Raw genomic sequence first — 13,004 nt, 5'->3', positions numbered from 1 at the left:
ATGTCTCGCTAGCGAGACTAAATCTCTTTATTGAGACTCGGCGATACCCAAGGCCAACATCTTCTTGTACAACGTCGAGCGCCCCAACCCCAGCCGAGCCGCCGCCTCCGGCACTTTGCCCGCACATTGCGCGAGGGCAGACTGGATCAGCTGCCGGTCAAACCGCTGCCGCGCCTGGGCGAAAGTCTCTTCCGCCAACGGTTCCAGCATCGGCACCGACGGGCGCTCAACCGGGGTAAAGGTGCCGATCGCAGCGCGAATATCTTCTTCGGTGAGGATCAGGTCATCGCTGAGCAGCGCCGCGCGCTCCAGCACGTTGCGCAATTCGCGGATGTTGCCCGGCCACGCATGTTGCCCGAGCAGATCCAGCGCTGCGCGACTCAGTTCATGCTGGCTACGCAACTCTTCAAGGATCGCTTCGCTGAGCGCCGGCAAATCGTCGAGACGCTCGCGCAGCGGCGGAACCTGGATCGGCAGCACGTTAAGTCGGTAATACAGGTCGGCGCGGAACTCACCGCGCTTGATCGCGGCTTGCAGATCGGTCGAAGTCGCCGCGATCACTCGCACATCGCTCTGAATCACGTCGTTGGAGCCAACCGGCTCGAACTCCTTTTCCTGCAGCACCCGCAGCAGTTTGCTTTGCAGCGGCAACGGCATGTCGCCGATCTCATCGAGAAACAGCGTCCCACCCTGAGCAATCTGCAACTTGCCGGTACGACCCTTGCGGTCAGCGCCGGTAAACGCACCGGGCGCGGTGCCGAAGAATTCCGCTTCGAGCAACGCCTCCGGGATTGCGGCGCTGTTGATGCTGACGAAGGCTTTGTGCGCCCGGGGCGAAGCGCTGTGAATCGCCTGGGCCAGCAACTCCTTGCCGGTGCCGGTTTCGCCGAGCAGCAACACCGGGGATTCGGCGCTGGCACTGCGCCGGGCGCGGCGTTTGACCTCGAGGCTGGCGCTGCTGGTACCGATGAAATGGGCAAAGTTGTATTTGGTCTGCCGGGCCCGCAGCAGCGAGCGGGTCGAGGCCAGTTCTTCCTGCATGCTCAGGTAGCGCTTGAGCATCGGTGACAGGCTGCGCAATTCGTCGAACAGAGCAAACCCGATGGCGCCGATCACTGCGCCGGCATCGTCGTGGATCGGCAGGCGCATCACCACCAGCGGCTCTTTCGGCGTGTCCTGCATGTCCAGCAGGATCGGCCGGCCGGTGCGCACCACTTCACGCAACAAGCTGCCGGGGATCACGCTTTCGCAGGGTTGGCCGATGGCTTTTTTCGCCGACTCAAGACCAAAACGCCGGGCATAGCGTTCGTTCATCCAGACGATGTTTGCATCACGATCGACAATCACCGTGCCTTCGCTGGACTGCTCGATGATCTCGAACAGCGAGCGGATCGCCAGCGTGCGCACGCGTTGGTAGTCCTTGAGGCTTTCGGTGGTGTTCATCTGACAGATCCTGAATGTCTTTCGGCTTTGGCGACGCCATCGCGAGCAGGCTCACTCCTACAATGGAACGCATTTCAAATGTAGGAGTGAGCCTGCTCGCGATAGATGCTACTCGGTATCAAGGCAAGCGCCGATTATGCCTACCCCGGATGCGCCGCCGCCAACAGCTCTTTGGTGTAAGGATGCTGCGGTGAGTCGAACACCTCGTGGCTGGCACCGCGCTCAACCACTTTGCCGTCCTTGATCACGATCATGTCATGCGCCAGCGCCCGCACCACCGCCAGGTCGTGGCTGATGAACAGGTAGGTCAGGCCGTGTTTTTCCTGAAGATCGCGGAGCAGGGCGACCACTTGTTTCTGCACGGTACGATCAAGGGCCGAGGTCGGCTCGTCGAGCAGGATCAGCGCCGGTTTCAGCACCAGCGCCCGGGCGATGGCGATACGCTGGCGCTGACCGCCGGAAAATTCGTGCGGGTAGCGATGACGGCTTTCCGGATCCAGGCCGACTTCCTTGAGTACACGGATCACCTGTGCATCGCACTCATCGGCGCTGGACTGACAATGCACCTCCAGCCCTTCACTGATGATCTGCGCCACCGACATCCGTGGACTGAGGCTGCCGAACGGATCCTGAAACACCACCTGCATCTGCCGACGCCATGGTCGCAATTGCTTCTGATCGAGGCCGTCGAGGGCGGTGCCCTGAAAACGGATACTGCCCTCGGAATCGAGCAACCGCAGAATCGCCTGACCCAGGGTCGACTTGCCCGAACCGGACTCACCGACAATGCCCAGGGTTTTGCCGCGCTGGATATTCAGGCTGATGCCGTCCACCGCGCGCAAATATTGTTTGCGCTGGAACAGCCCGCCACCGACGACAAACTCGACCCGCAGATCATCCACTTCCAGCACGTTCTCGCGTTCATCGCGGGGCAGGGCTTCGCCTTCCGGCTCGGCGTTGAGCAGCACGCAGCTGTAAGGATGCTTTGGTTCGGTAAACAGGGTTTCGCACGGGGCTTGCTCGACGATTTCGCCAGCCTTCATCACGCACACCCGTTGCGCAATGCTGCGCACCAGATTGAGGTCGTGGCTGATCAGCAGCAGCGACATGCCCAGGCGTTGTTGCAGGGATTTGAGCAGCAGCAGGATCTTGCGCTGCACCGTCACATCCAGCGCCGTGGTCGGCTCGTCGGCGATCAGCAGTTCCGGCTCACAAGCCAGGGCCATGGCAATCATTACTCGTTGCCGCTGGCCGCCGGAAAGTTGATGCGGATAGGCCTTGAGCCGCTCTTTGGGATTCTGAATGCCCACCAGTTCCAGCAGTTCAAGAATGCGTTGTTGCGCTGCTTTACCGCCCAGGCCGCGATGCACCAGCAGCGTCTCGCCGATCTGCTTTTCAATGGTGTGCAGCGGATTGAGCGAGGTCATCGGCTCCTGGAAGATCATTGCGATCCGATTGCCGCGTAGCTCACGCAAGACCTTTGGATCGGCACCGAGCAGTTCCTGACCGCGATAGCGAATGCTGCCGCTGGTTTGCGCATCGCCTTCGGGGAGCAGTTGCAGGATCGAATGCGCGGTTACCGATTTGCCCGAGCCCGACTCGCCGACCAGCGCCAGGCACTCGCCGGGGCGGATGTCCAGGCACAGGTTTCGCACCGCCGGCTGGCCATGGAAGGCGACGTTCAGGTCACGGATTTCGATCAGGTTATCAGTCATGGTCACACTTCAGGATCGAGGGTCGAACGCGTCACGTAACGCTTCGCCGATGAACACCAGTAAAGAAAGAATCAGCGCCAGGGTGAAGAACGCTGTCAGCCCGAGCCACGGCGCTTGCAGGTTCTGTTTGCCCTGGCCGATCAGTTCGCCCAGCGAAGCGCTGCCGGCGGGCATGCCGAAACCGAGGAAGTCGAGGGCGGTGAGGGTAGAAATCGCTCCGGTCAGAATGAACGGCAGGTAACTCAGCGTCGCGTTCATCGCATTCGGCAGGATGTGCCGGAAAATCACCTTGCGGTCGCTCAGGCCCAACGCGCGCGCCGCTTTGACGTATTCCAGATTACGCCCGCGCAGGAACTCGGCGCGCACCACATCCACCAGTGCCAGCCATGAAAACAGCGCCATGATCCCCAGCAGCCACCAGAAATTCGGCTCGACAAAGCCGGACAAAATGATCAGCAGGTACAGCACCGGCAATCCGCTCCAGACCTCCAGCAGACGCTGCCCGAGCAGATCGACCCAACCGCCGTAATAGCCTTGCAGGGCGCCGGCCGCGATGCCGATCAGCGCGCTGACGGCGGTCAGCATCAGGGCAAACAGGATCGATACCCGTGCACCGAAAATCACCCGCGCCAACACATCGCGCGCCTGATCGTCGGTGCCGAGCCAGTTGACCTTCGAGGGCGGGCTCGGCGCAGGTTGATTGAGGTCGTAGTTGGGCGTGTCGTCGCTGAACGGTATTGGCGGGAACAGCAGCCAGCCACCGCCCTTGCGGATCAGGTTCTGCACATAGTCACTGCGATAATCGGCCTGGAACGGCAATTGCCCGCCAAACTCCTGTTCGGTGTAGCGCTTGAAGACCGGGAAGTAGAGCTGGTTCTGATAGCTGACCACCAGTGGTTTGTCATTGGCGATCAGTTCACCGCCCAGCGTCACCACGAACAGTCCGATAAACAGCCACAACGACCACCAGCCACGGCGGTTTTTCTTGAATCGCGCGAAACGGCGACGGCCCAGAGGCGAGAGCTTGAACATCAGGCGTTCCTCGCGGCGAAGTCGATACGTGGGTCGACCAGGGTGTAGCACAAGTCGCCGATCAGTTTTATCAGGAGGCCGAACAGGGTGAAGATGAACAGCGAGCCGAACACCACCGGATAGTCGCGAGAAACCGCCGCTTCGTAACTCATGCGGCCGAGGCCGTCGAGAGAGAAGATCACTTCGATCAACAGCGAACCGGCAAAGAACACACTGATGAACGCCTGCGGAATCCCCGAGACCACCAGCAGCATCGCATTGCGGAACACATGGCCGTAAAGCACGCGGCGCTCGCTCAAGCCTTTGGCGCGGGCGGTGACTACGTACTGGCGGGTGATTTCATTGAGGAACGAATTCTTGGTGAGAATCGTCAGCGTGGCGAAGCCGCCAATCACCAGCGCCGTCACCGGCAACACCAGGTGCCAGAAGTAATCGGCAATCTTGCCCAGGGTCGACAGCGATTCGAAGTTGTCCGAGACCAGACCACGCACTGGAAACCAGTTCAATGAGGTGCCGCCGGCAAACACCACGATCAGAAACATCGCAAACAGAAACGCCGGCATCGCGTAGCCAATGATGATCGCGGTGCTGCTCCAGATGTCGAAGTGGCTGCCGTGATGCACCGCTTTGCGGATGCCCAGCGGGATCGACACCAGATAGGTGATCAGCGTCGCCCACAGGCCCAGGGAAATGGTCACCGGCATTTTTTCCAGAATCAGATCGGTGACCGTCGCACCGCGGAAAAAGCTTTTGCCGAAGTCCAGCTGCGCGTAGTTCTTGAGCATCAGCCACAGCCGCTCATGCGCCGGTTTGTCGAAACCGTACTGCTTTTCGATGTCCTTGATCAGTTGCGGATCGAGGCCACGGCTGGCGCGCGAAGTGTTGCTCATGGTTTCGCTGGAACTGCCGCCGACACTCGCACCGCCGATGCCTTGCAGATGGGCGATGGCCTGTTCGACCGGGCCGCCGGGTGCCGCCTGAATGATCACGAAATTGACCAGCAGGATGATCACCAGCGTCGGAATGATCAGCAGCAGGCGCCGCAGAATGTATGCCCACATCAGTGCGGTCCTCCGGGTCTGCCACGCCCGATTTTTTCGGCGGTCATCTGTTGGTTGGTCAACGGCGTGCTGCTGATTTCCCACCAGCTCTCGATGGCTTCGTCATTGCTGGCCTGGATCGCCGGCATGCCGAAGCGGTTCCACCAGACGGTGGAGGTGCCCGGCGGGTAATAGTTGGGAATCCAGTAGTAGTTCCATTGCAGCACCCGGTCCAGAGCGTGGGCGTAGTGCAACATGTCGCTTTGGGTCGAGGCGCGGATCAGGCCGTTGATCAGGGTGTCGACCGCCGGATTCTTCAGCACCATGTAATTGTTGGCGCCGGGGTCGTTGGCCGATATCGAACCGAAGTAGTTGAGCAGCTCGCCCCCCGGAGACGTGCTGACCGGGTAGCCGGTGACGATCATGTCGTAATCACGGCTCATCAGGCGATTGACGTATTGCGAGGAGTCGATGCGGCGGATATTCAGCTCTATGCCGATCTGTTTCAGCGTGCGCTTGTAAGGCAGAAGCAGGCGATCCATACCGTTCTGGCTGACCAGAAAGGTGAAACTCAAAGGTTCGCCTTCGGCGTTGACCAGTTGGTCGCCCTCGGGTTTCCAGCCAGCCTGTTCGAGCAGTTCCAGGGCTTGCAGTTGCTTGTCGCGGATCAGCCCGCTGCCATCGGTTTTCGGCGCCTCGAAGACCTGGGTGAACACTTCGTCGGGAACCTGCCCGCGCAACGGCTCAAGGATTTTCAGTTCGGCGGCGTCCGGCAGCTCGCGGGCTGCCAGTGCGGTATTGGAGAAATAGCTCTGCTGGCGGATGTACATGTTGCGCATCATCTGCCGGTTGCTCCACTCGAAATCCCAGAGCATCGCCAGCGCCTGGCGCACCCGACGATCCTGGAACATCGGTTTCTGCAGGTTGAACACGAACCCCTGCGCCGATTGCGGGGCCTCGGTGGCCAGGTGGGCTTTCTGCAAACGTCCGTCACTCAGCGCAGGACTGTCGTAACCGATCGAATAGCCGGTGGCGGAAAACTCGCGGTTGTAGTCATAGGCACCGCCGCGCAATACCTGACGGGCAACATCGGTGTCGCCGAAATATTCGATGCTGAAGTGATCGAAGTTATACAGGCCGCGACTGACCGGCAGGTCCTTGCCCCACCAGTCGGGGTTGCGTTCAAAGGTGATGCTGCGCCCGGAGTCGACCTTGCCGACCCGATACGGGCCGCTGCCCAGTGGTGGTTCATAGCCACCGCCACCGGCGAAGTCGCGGGTTTTCCACCAGTGCTCGGGAAACACCGGCAGGGTGGCAATGTCCAGCGGCAGGGTGCGGTTCTCGTTGCTCTTGAAATCGAAGCGCACGGTCAGCGGCGCTTCCACTTCCACGCCTTTGACGTCGGCGAACTGCGTGCGATAGCGCAGGCTGCCCTGGGTCATCAACAGGTCATAGGTGTAGCGCACGTCTTCGGCAGTGATCGGCTTGCCGTCGGCAAAACGCGCCTTGGGATCGATGAAGAAGCGCAGCGACAGACCATCCTGCGAGCGCTCCATCTTTTGCGCCACCAGGCCATAGACCGTGTAGGGCTCGTCCATCGAGCGCTGGGCCAGCGGCGAATAGAGCATGCCGTCGATCTGGGTGACGCCGATGCCCTTGTCTATATAAGGCAGGATGTGATCGAAATGCCCGATCTCTATCGCCGAGCGGCGCATGGTGCCGCCCTTGGGCGCCTGCGGATTGGTGTAGTCGAAGTGGCTGAAACCGGCCGGGTATTTGGCAGGTTCGCCATAGACGGTCAACGCATGTTGCGGGGTGGCGTTCACACCGGCGGCGCCCAATAGCAGGGCCACGGCAGTGAACAGTAAAGTCGGGAAAGCCAGTCGCATTGTCAGCCTTAAAGCCGGGTGATCGATAAGCGCAATTTGTACGCGAGCGGCGCGTCAGTCGCCAGCCGTATCCTGTAACCAAAACACAACGGCCCACCAAAAGGCGGGCCGTTGGGACAGCAATCAGGCGACGGATCAGTCCTGGCGGCTGGTGACTTCGAGCAGGTGATAACCGAACTGGGTCTTCACCGGGCCTTGCACGACGTTGATTGGCGCGCTGAAGACTACGGTGTCGAATTCCTTGACCATCTGGCCAGGACCGAACGAACCCAGATCGCCGCCCTGACGGCTGGACGGGCAGCTGGAGTTGGCCTTGGCGACCTCGGCGAAATCAGCACCGGCTTCGATCTGGGCCTTGAGTTCGTTGCACTTGTCTTCGCTGGAAACCAGGATGTGGCGGGCAGTGGCTTTAGCCATGGGGAAATTCTCCAATCTATTTCAGTAAAGTGTGGAGCCTACCGGATTCAGTAAGCGATTTCTCTGCAAAGTTCCACTCGGTACATTGACGTACATCTACAGTTGCGCGGCTTTCAGGCGCATCGCGTGTTCGACATAGAGGTCGACGGGATCCGCGCCGGGTATTCGCAATCCGCCCGGATGACGCAAGCTGCCAAGGTGATTGAGGGGATAGTCGGAGCGGATGACCCGGCCCAGGTGAGAACTGTAACGGCCCACGAAACCATCGTTCTGTCCGGCCTCCGTGACGAAATGGCTGGATAATGCGTGGCAGACGGAATGCACTGGATCCAGAGCCTGCAACAAATTGTCCTGCAGCGTGCCGCTCCAGGAGTAGTAGTGGACGTCATTGACCCGTTCCGCCCCCTGGCCGCCCCACGTCGAAGGCAGGCCTTGAGGGTATTTTTTGTTGAATTGCCCGACGTCCGCAGTCGTCAGGGCATTGAGTGCGGCTACGGCGGCCTGCGGCAGACCCGGTTGACCGCTGAGTAGCGAGAGGAATCGCGCAAACTGTGTCGCAGCGTGCTCCGCCACCTGCTCCGGCAGGCCTCCCGGAACCAGCGCCAGGCGTAAGGCGTCAGCCAGTTCCGAGCCGTGATTGGGGCCGCTGACCGATGTCACCGAGGCGACTTTCTCCGGCGCGAGCGCGGCGGCATAACGGCATGCCAGCGCGCCCTGGCTATGTCCGATCAGGTTGACTTTACCGGCGCCGGTGCCTCGCAGAACGCGCTCGATCTGGAACATCAATTGCTGGCCGCGAACTTCGTTGTCATGGGTTGCGGACAGCTGCGGTACAAACACTTGCCCGCCTGCCTCCCTCAGCGCTTGCTTGACATCATGAAAAAGCTCGAAATGGCCGATACGGTCAAACCCGAACAGGCCATGGACCAAAAGGATGGGGTAGCGGGTTGTCGCATTCCGTTGCATGTTCCTGCCTCTTTTGCAGATGCTTGTCAGTGGTTGGTGCGTGCCACTGTAAAACAGGCCTGCGGGTCGGCGATGTCTGAAAAATCCTCTGTACTGAAAGGAAATTGGACTAAAAGCGGTACGAATTTTCGCTTCTGCTTGAGAGGGTAGTCGGAACATTTGGCAATCTTTTGCCCGGTATCGCTGGATTCTGCTTCGTAAGCCTACGTCATGCGGTGTATTTACCCTGCCGACGGAAGGCGTTGTGCTGACTTCCGCCGGTCGCTGGATGGTGTTCAATGGATTTCGTTCGACGCGGCCTTCACGGCGGCGTTTTATCCAAGGAATGGAGCTACGAATGTCTATATACGAAGCCACCGGCGATTCTTCTGTGGTACCAGCGTCAAATATGTCCCCTGTAGCGGATGAATCCGGTGAACACCGTCTTCTGAGTTTGAAGGTGGACGGCGACCACTTCGAATTCTGCTATCGACACGCGTCTGCGGCGGCAGACTCTCCAGACTCGTGGCTGCCTGCACCGATGCTTGAGGTTATGGAGGGTGGAATGCTTGATCCTTCACTGGACCATGCATTCGTCAGGGTGGCGCCTTACCCGAACATGTTGTGCGGCGACAAACTTGTGCTGAGCTGGCAAGGACTGGATGACGAAGGATTGCCCTATATTCACGAAACCACTCGTGCGGTCAGTGAAAGTCAGGTGGGTCAGGAACTCGTCTTTATCATAAAGGGTTTGCACATCGCAGCGCTGGAGCGCGGCTCGCTGGAGGTTTACTGGACGCTGTACAGCGTTGCGCTGCAGAAGCCCGTGTCATCCAGTCGTTTGCAGCTGAATGTGGGTGATCCGGAACCCGATCTGCTGGCTCCGATCCTTGAAGAGACGGTGGGCGGGACGCTCGATCCAGCCCGTGTCCCGCAGGGCACTAGCGTTATCGTGCGACCTTACGCCCGCATGGCTGTCGGGGACCGGGTCATCCTGTCGTGGCAAGGGGTCGAAGGACTGCCGGTGATCAGTGATGTGTTGCTCGTGGAGCCGTTTGCTGTCGGCGAAGCGCTGTCTTTCTGGATACCCGCAGATTCTATTGCCCCTCATCGTATGCAGGAGGTGAGCGTCAGCTACCGGGTGGAGTCAGGGGCGGAGCAGGTGAGGAACTCTGCAACCTCGCGAATTCTGATCTCGCCATTGATGCGAGGCGAGCTCGCAGCTCCGCAGGTACTGGAAGCGCAAGATGGCGAACTGGAGGCAGTAGATGCCGAGGATGGCATTACCGTGGTGATCGGCAATGCCCAGGCCGAGGAGGGGGAGCTGGTTTACTTGAAATGCGATGGTGAGTATTTCAGTCACCGCGATGATCGGGACATCACCCGGGAAACTGCAGGCGAGCCTTTGGTATTCATCGTGCCTTATCGTTTCTGGCGAGAGCATCGGGAAACTGTGGTGCAGGTGTCGTATTCAGTGGAGCGGCTGGATGATGTCAGCCAGGCTTCCGAGATAACACGCATCCGGGTGCGGGCATAACCCGGTGGTGAAGTCTGAGCGATGACTCAGCCTTTGCGGGATTTTGATAAGCCCGCAAAGGCTGCTCGGATCATCAGTCTCGAAGACGTTCGGCAGCGCTCGACAGCAACTGTTCCGTCGCACTGAACCCAAGGCAACCATCGGTAACCGACACCCCGTAACGCAGTGTGGGGCTCAAGGGCTGGCAGCCTTCGAACAGGTGGGATTCAATCATCATGCCGATCAAGGAACGATCGCCCAGCAGGCGTTGTTCGAGAACCGCGTTGAACACGTCGGGCTGGCGCAATGGGTCCTTGCCGCTGTTGGCGTGGCTACAGTCGACCATGATCCGGCTCGGAATTTTCAGTCGGCTCAGGTCGGCATGTACCCGGGCGACGCTTTCGCGATCGTAGTTAGGACCGTGATGACCGCCGCGCAGCACTATATGAGTGTCGGGGTTGCCCGGGGTCTGGATGATCGCCGGGTGCCCTTGGCTGTCGACACCGAAGTGTCGGTGCGGATGTGCTGCCGAGCGCATGGCGTCGACGGCTACACCTACGCCACCGTCGGTGCCGTTCTTGAAACCAACGGGCATGTTCAAGCCGCTGGCCATTTCCCGGTGAATCTGCGATTCGGTGGTGCGTGCACCGATAGCAACCCAACTGAGCAGGTCGTCGAAGTAGCCGGCCGCCATTGGTTGCAGCAACTCGGTAGCGATGGGCAGGCCCAGGCGGATCATCTCAAGCATCAATTCACGCGACAGGGTCAGGCCGCCAGCCATGTCGTCGCTGCCATCCAGGTGCGGGTCGTAAGCCAGACCTTTCCAGCCGACGGTGGTGCGTGGTTTTTCGATGTAGGCGCGCATCACCAACAGCATCTCGTCTCTGACTTCATGGGCCAGGCGGGAAAGTTTTTCGGCGTATTCGAGTGCGGAGCGCGGGTCATGAATCGAGCAAGGGCCGACGACGACCAGCAGGCGATGGTCTTCGCCATTGAGGATCGCGCGGACAGCCTGGCGGTGGGCTGCGACTTGCTGGGCGAGGGCATTGCTCAGGGGCAATTGCTGTTTGAGCTGCAATGCGCTGGGCAGACGCAGGGTCAGTGCTTCGTTGGCAGAGTCAAGGGTGGTCAGTGGCAGAGCAGAAACAGACGAGTTCATATTCGGGATTCCTGGGCTGGCGGCGGGTGTTTCCCGCTCACTCGGCCCTACTGGGGTGTTCGACAATTGGCCGGATTGGCTGCGTGTGTGTGCTTGCCACCTGTGGGTGACCGATCGGAGGCGGCAGGCTGTCCCGAGCGGAGGTTGCTAAATCGCCAGGCGGTAAAAGTGTCGTAACGGTAATAAGTGGCGTAGTTCATGTCGTGATTCCTCAAAGTTCTGGTGTGTTGCTGAAAAATTTGGGGCCTGAAAAAACAAAACCCCCGGTCGGGAGGCCGACCGGGGGTTGAGAATTCTCTGGTAGGCGACCCGTTTTTATGGGCGCCGGTGGGTATCAGGCGCGCCAGTGGCTAAACCAATACCCAAAATAAAAGCTGACAGGAGCGCAAACGTCATTCGCCCGGGCAGCCGCAACCGAGCGCAGGGCGCTGGCGGAACGAAGCTGTGAGAGGGCGTTGAACATGGTTTGTCTCCGATGAATGCGCCGAGCTTACTAGAGGCCCGTACGGCTGAGCAATCAGAAATTGCTATCGCCATTGCGGAGGTTACCTATCGCTTGAGTGCTGCAGGCGTTGTGACACACTGGTTGCTTTGCACAAACACCAAGGATGATTCATGTCGATGTTCACGGTCGCTGCAGCTCAGTCGCTCTCCATTGCCGGTGATCTGGCGGCGAACCTCGCCCGTCATTTGCGCTTCATGGCCGTGGCGGCGGAGCAGGGCGTCGAGCTGCTGGTGTTCCCGGAGCTGTCGCTGACAGGCTACGAAGGCCAGATGGCCGCAGACCTGGCAATCGATCCGCAGGATGCTGTGCTGCAACCCTTGCGCGATTGCGCTCGCGAGCTGGGCCTCACCGCTGTCGTCGGTATGCCGATTCGCGATAGGGACAGTTCGAAGGTATTGATCGGCGCGCTGACATTAGGAGGGGATGGTTCTCTTGAGGTTTACAGCAAACAACATCTGCACAGTGGCGAAGAGCTTTTCTATGCCCCAGGTGCTGGTGGTTCGTCCTTGAGCATAGGCGGCGATACCGTAGCGCTGGCGGTCTGCGCTGACTTTTCCCACGCCAGTCACGCGGCAGCGGCCGCCAATCTTGGTGCCGACCTGTACGCAGCAGGCGTGCTGATCGGGGAAAAAGGCTACGGCGTGGATAGCGCGCTGCTGCAGGGCTATGCCCAAAACCACTCAATGGCGGTGCTGATGGCCAATCACGCCGGGCTCACGGGTGGATGGCAATCGGCGGGTCGCAGCGCGTTCTGGTCTGAAAGCGGGACGCTGGTGGTGGCGGCGCGAGGGCCGGGTGAAGTGTTGGTTATTGCCCGGCGTGATGCCGGCGCATGGCAGGGGCAAGTAGTACCCGTGGCGGTAGACCTGTGACCTGGGCATTGCGTCGTGCCGAATCGGCAGATCGGGCGTTCGCCCGAGAGCTGACGTGCCAGAACATGCTGCGCTATTACATTGACCACGAGCTGCTGTGGCAGGACGAAGCGTTCGACGTCGCTTGGGATGGGCGGGACAACTGGCTGATCCTTCTTGGTGAAGTTCCTGTGGGATTTTTCAGTCTCAGTCATGATCGCCGGGCCTTGTACATCCGCGAGCTGCAAATAGCCGAGGTCTCTCGCAGGCAAGGTGCAGGATCCTGGGCGATTGATCAGGTTGTCGCTTTGGCTCGCGGCGAAAAACTGTCAGCACTGCGTTTGACAGTATTCAAAAATAATCCGGCGCAAAGTCTGTATAAGAGAAAAGGCTTCAAGGTGTGCGGTGAGGACGAGTGTTTCCTGAGGATGGAGCTCGATTTCGGTACACTTGTGCTCTGAAACCCACGGCCGGCAAGCCTTCGATGATGAA

General features: G+C 59.8%; 11 protein-coding genes. 3 read left to right on the top strand and 8 right to left on the bottom strand.

What is annotated here, in order from left to right; translation table 11 throughout:
- Positions 1-27: 27 nt before the first annotated feature.
- From ACM6I7_RS07405 to ACM6I7_RS07375, 7 genes are all read right to left on the bottom strand, one after another.
- A complete protein-coding gene (locus tag ACM6I7_RS07405; protein WP_414888243.1) occupies positions 28-1,443 on the bottom strand; it encodes a sigma-54 interaction domain-containing protein in 1,416 nt (471 codons plus the stop codon).
- A 140-nt stretch (positions 1,444-1,583) separates the two neighbouring features.
- Positions 1,584-3,158: an ABC transporter ATP-binding protein gene (locus tag ACM6I7_RS07400; RefSeq protein WP_027612665.1), complete on the bottom strand. Its 1,575-nt coding sequence runs from the start codon at positions 3,156-3,158 to the stop codon at positions 1,584-1,586.
- A gap of 9 nt (positions 3,159-3,167) precedes the next feature.
- On the bottom strand, positions 3,168-4,190 hold the full coding sequence (locus tag ACM6I7_RS07395; RefSeq protein ID WP_027612666.1) for an ABC transporter permease: 1,023 nt from the start codon (positions 4,188-4,190) through the stop codon (positions 3,168-3,170).
- Positions 4,190-5,251 (bottom strand): microcin C ABC transporter permease YejB, encoded by a 1,062-nt coding sequence (locus ACM6I7_RS07390; RefSeq protein ID WP_027612667.1) that lies wholly within the window; start codon positions 5,249-5,251, stop codon positions 4,190-4,192. The genes ACM6I7_RS07395 and ACM6I7_RS07390 overlap by 1 nt, the downstream gene beginning before the upstream one ends.
- Positions 5,251-7,119, bottom strand: coding sequence for an extracellular solute-binding protein (locus ACM6I7_RS07385; RefSeq protein ID WP_414888242.1), 1,869 nt, complete (start codon positions 7,117-7,119; stop codon positions 5,251-5,253). Before ACM6I7_RS07385 ends, ACM6I7_RS07390 begins: the two co-directional genes overlap by 1 nt.
- A 135-nt stretch (positions 7,120-7,254) precedes the next feature.
- Positions 7,255-7,536 carry a peptidylprolyl isomerase gene (locus tag ACM6I7_RS07380; RefSeq protein WP_016774509.1) on the bottom strand — a complete coding sequence of 94 codons (282 nt, stop codon included), beginning with the start codon at positions 7,534-7,536 and terminating at the stop codon, positions 7,255-7,257.
- A gap of 96 nt (positions 7,537-7,632) precedes the next feature.
- Positions 7,633-8,502, bottom strand: coding sequence for an esterase/lipase family protein (locus ACM6I7_RS07375; protein WP_027612669.1), 870 nt, complete (start codon positions 8,500-8,502; stop codon positions 7,633-7,635).
- A gap of 337 nt (positions 8,503-8,839) precedes the next feature.
- On the opposite strand from ACM6I7_RS07375, the gene ACM6I7_RS07370 reads away from it, so the two are divergent.
- Entirely contained in the window at positions 8,840-10,018 is a 1,179-nt protein-coding gene (locus ACM6I7_RS07370) for a hypothetical protein (RefSeq protein WP_414888532.1), read from the top strand.
- A 73-nt stretch (positions 10,019-10,091) separates the two neighbouring features.
- On the opposite strand, the gene ACM6I7_RS07365 is transcribed toward ACM6I7_RS07370, so the two are convergent.
- Complete coding sequence (locus ACM6I7_RS07365) at positions 10,092-11,156, bottom strand: 3-deoxy-7-phosphoheptulonate synthase (protein ID WP_183780083.1); 1,065 nt, start codon at positions 11,154-11,156, stop codon at positions 10,092-10,094.
- A 615-nt stretch (positions 11,157-11,771) separates the two neighbouring features.
- Between ACM6I7_RS07365 and ACM6I7_RS07360 the strand changes: the two genes are divergently transcribed.
- Together ACM6I7_RS07360 and ACM6I7_RS07355 are read left to right on the top strand one after the other, a co-directional pair.
- Entirely contained in the window at positions 11,772-12,533 is a 762-nt protein-coding gene (locus ACM6I7_RS07360; protein ID WP_096796529.1) for a carbon-nitrogen hydrolase family protein, read from the top strand.
- A complete protein-coding gene (locus ACM6I7_RS07355; RefSeq protein ID WP_096796530.1) occupies positions 12,530-12,973 on the top strand; it encodes a GNAT family N-acetyltransferase in 444 nt (147 codons plus the stop codon). Before ACM6I7_RS07360 ends, ACM6I7_RS07355 begins: the two co-directional genes overlap by 4 nt.
- Positions 12,974-13,004 lie beyond the last annotated feature (31 nt).

The sequence above is a fragment of the Pseudomonas sp. IT-93MI4 genome (assembly GCF_949767635.1).
Taxonomy (GTDB): domain Bacteria; phylum Pseudomonadota; class Gammaproteobacteria; order Pseudomonadales; family Pseudomonadaceae; genus Aquipseudomonas; species Aquipseudomonas putida_A.
Note: the sequence above shows the minus strand (reverse complement) of the source record. Positions and strands in the feature narration are given on the sequence as shown.

What these genes read in the sequence shown, in the direction of transcription:
- ACM6I7_RS07405 (WP_414888243.1), bottom strand. Translation starts at nt 1,443, where the DNA reads ATGAACACCACCGAAAGCCTCAAGGACTACCAACGCGTGCGCACGCTG.
- ACM6I7_RS07400 (WP_027612665.1), bottom strand. Translation starts at nt 3,158, where the DNA reads ATGACTGATAACCTGATCGAAATCCGTGACCTGAACGTCGCCTTCCAT.
- ACM6I7_RS07395 (WP_027612666.1), bottom strand. Translation starts at nt 4,190, where the DNA reads ATGTTCAAGCTCTCGCCTCTGGGCCGTCGCCGTTTCGCGCGATTCAAG.
- ACM6I7_RS07390 (WP_027612667.1), bottom strand. Translation starts at nt 5,251, where the DNA reads ATGTGGGCATACATTCTGCGGCGCCTGCTGCTGATCATTCCGACGCTG.
- ACM6I7_RS07385 (WP_414888242.1), bottom strand. Translation starts at nt 7,119, where the DNA reads ATGCGACTGGCTTTCCCGACTTTACTGTTCACTGCCGTGGCCCTGCTA.
- ACM6I7_RS07380 (WP_016774509.1), bottom strand. Translation starts at nt 7,536, where the DNA reads ATGGCTAAAGCCACTGCCCGCCACATCCTGGTTTCCAGCGAAGACAAG.
- ACM6I7_RS07375 (WP_027612669.1), bottom strand. Translation starts at nt 8,502, where the DNA reads ATGCAACGGAATGCGACAACCCGCTACCCCATCCTTTTGGTCCATGGC.
- ACM6I7_RS07370 (WP_414888532.1), top strand. Translation starts at nt 8,840, where the DNA reads ATGTCTATATACGAAGCCACCGGCGATTCTTCTGTGGTACCAGCGTCA.
- ACM6I7_RS07365 (WP_183780083.1), bottom strand. Translation starts at nt 11,156, where the DNA reads ATGAACTCGTCTGTTTCTGCTCTGCCACTGACCACCCTTGACTCTGCC.
- ACM6I7_RS07360 (WP_096796529.1), top strand. Translation starts at nt 11,772, where the DNA reads ATGTCGATGTTCACGGTCGCTGCAGCTCAGTCGCTCTCCATTGCCGGT.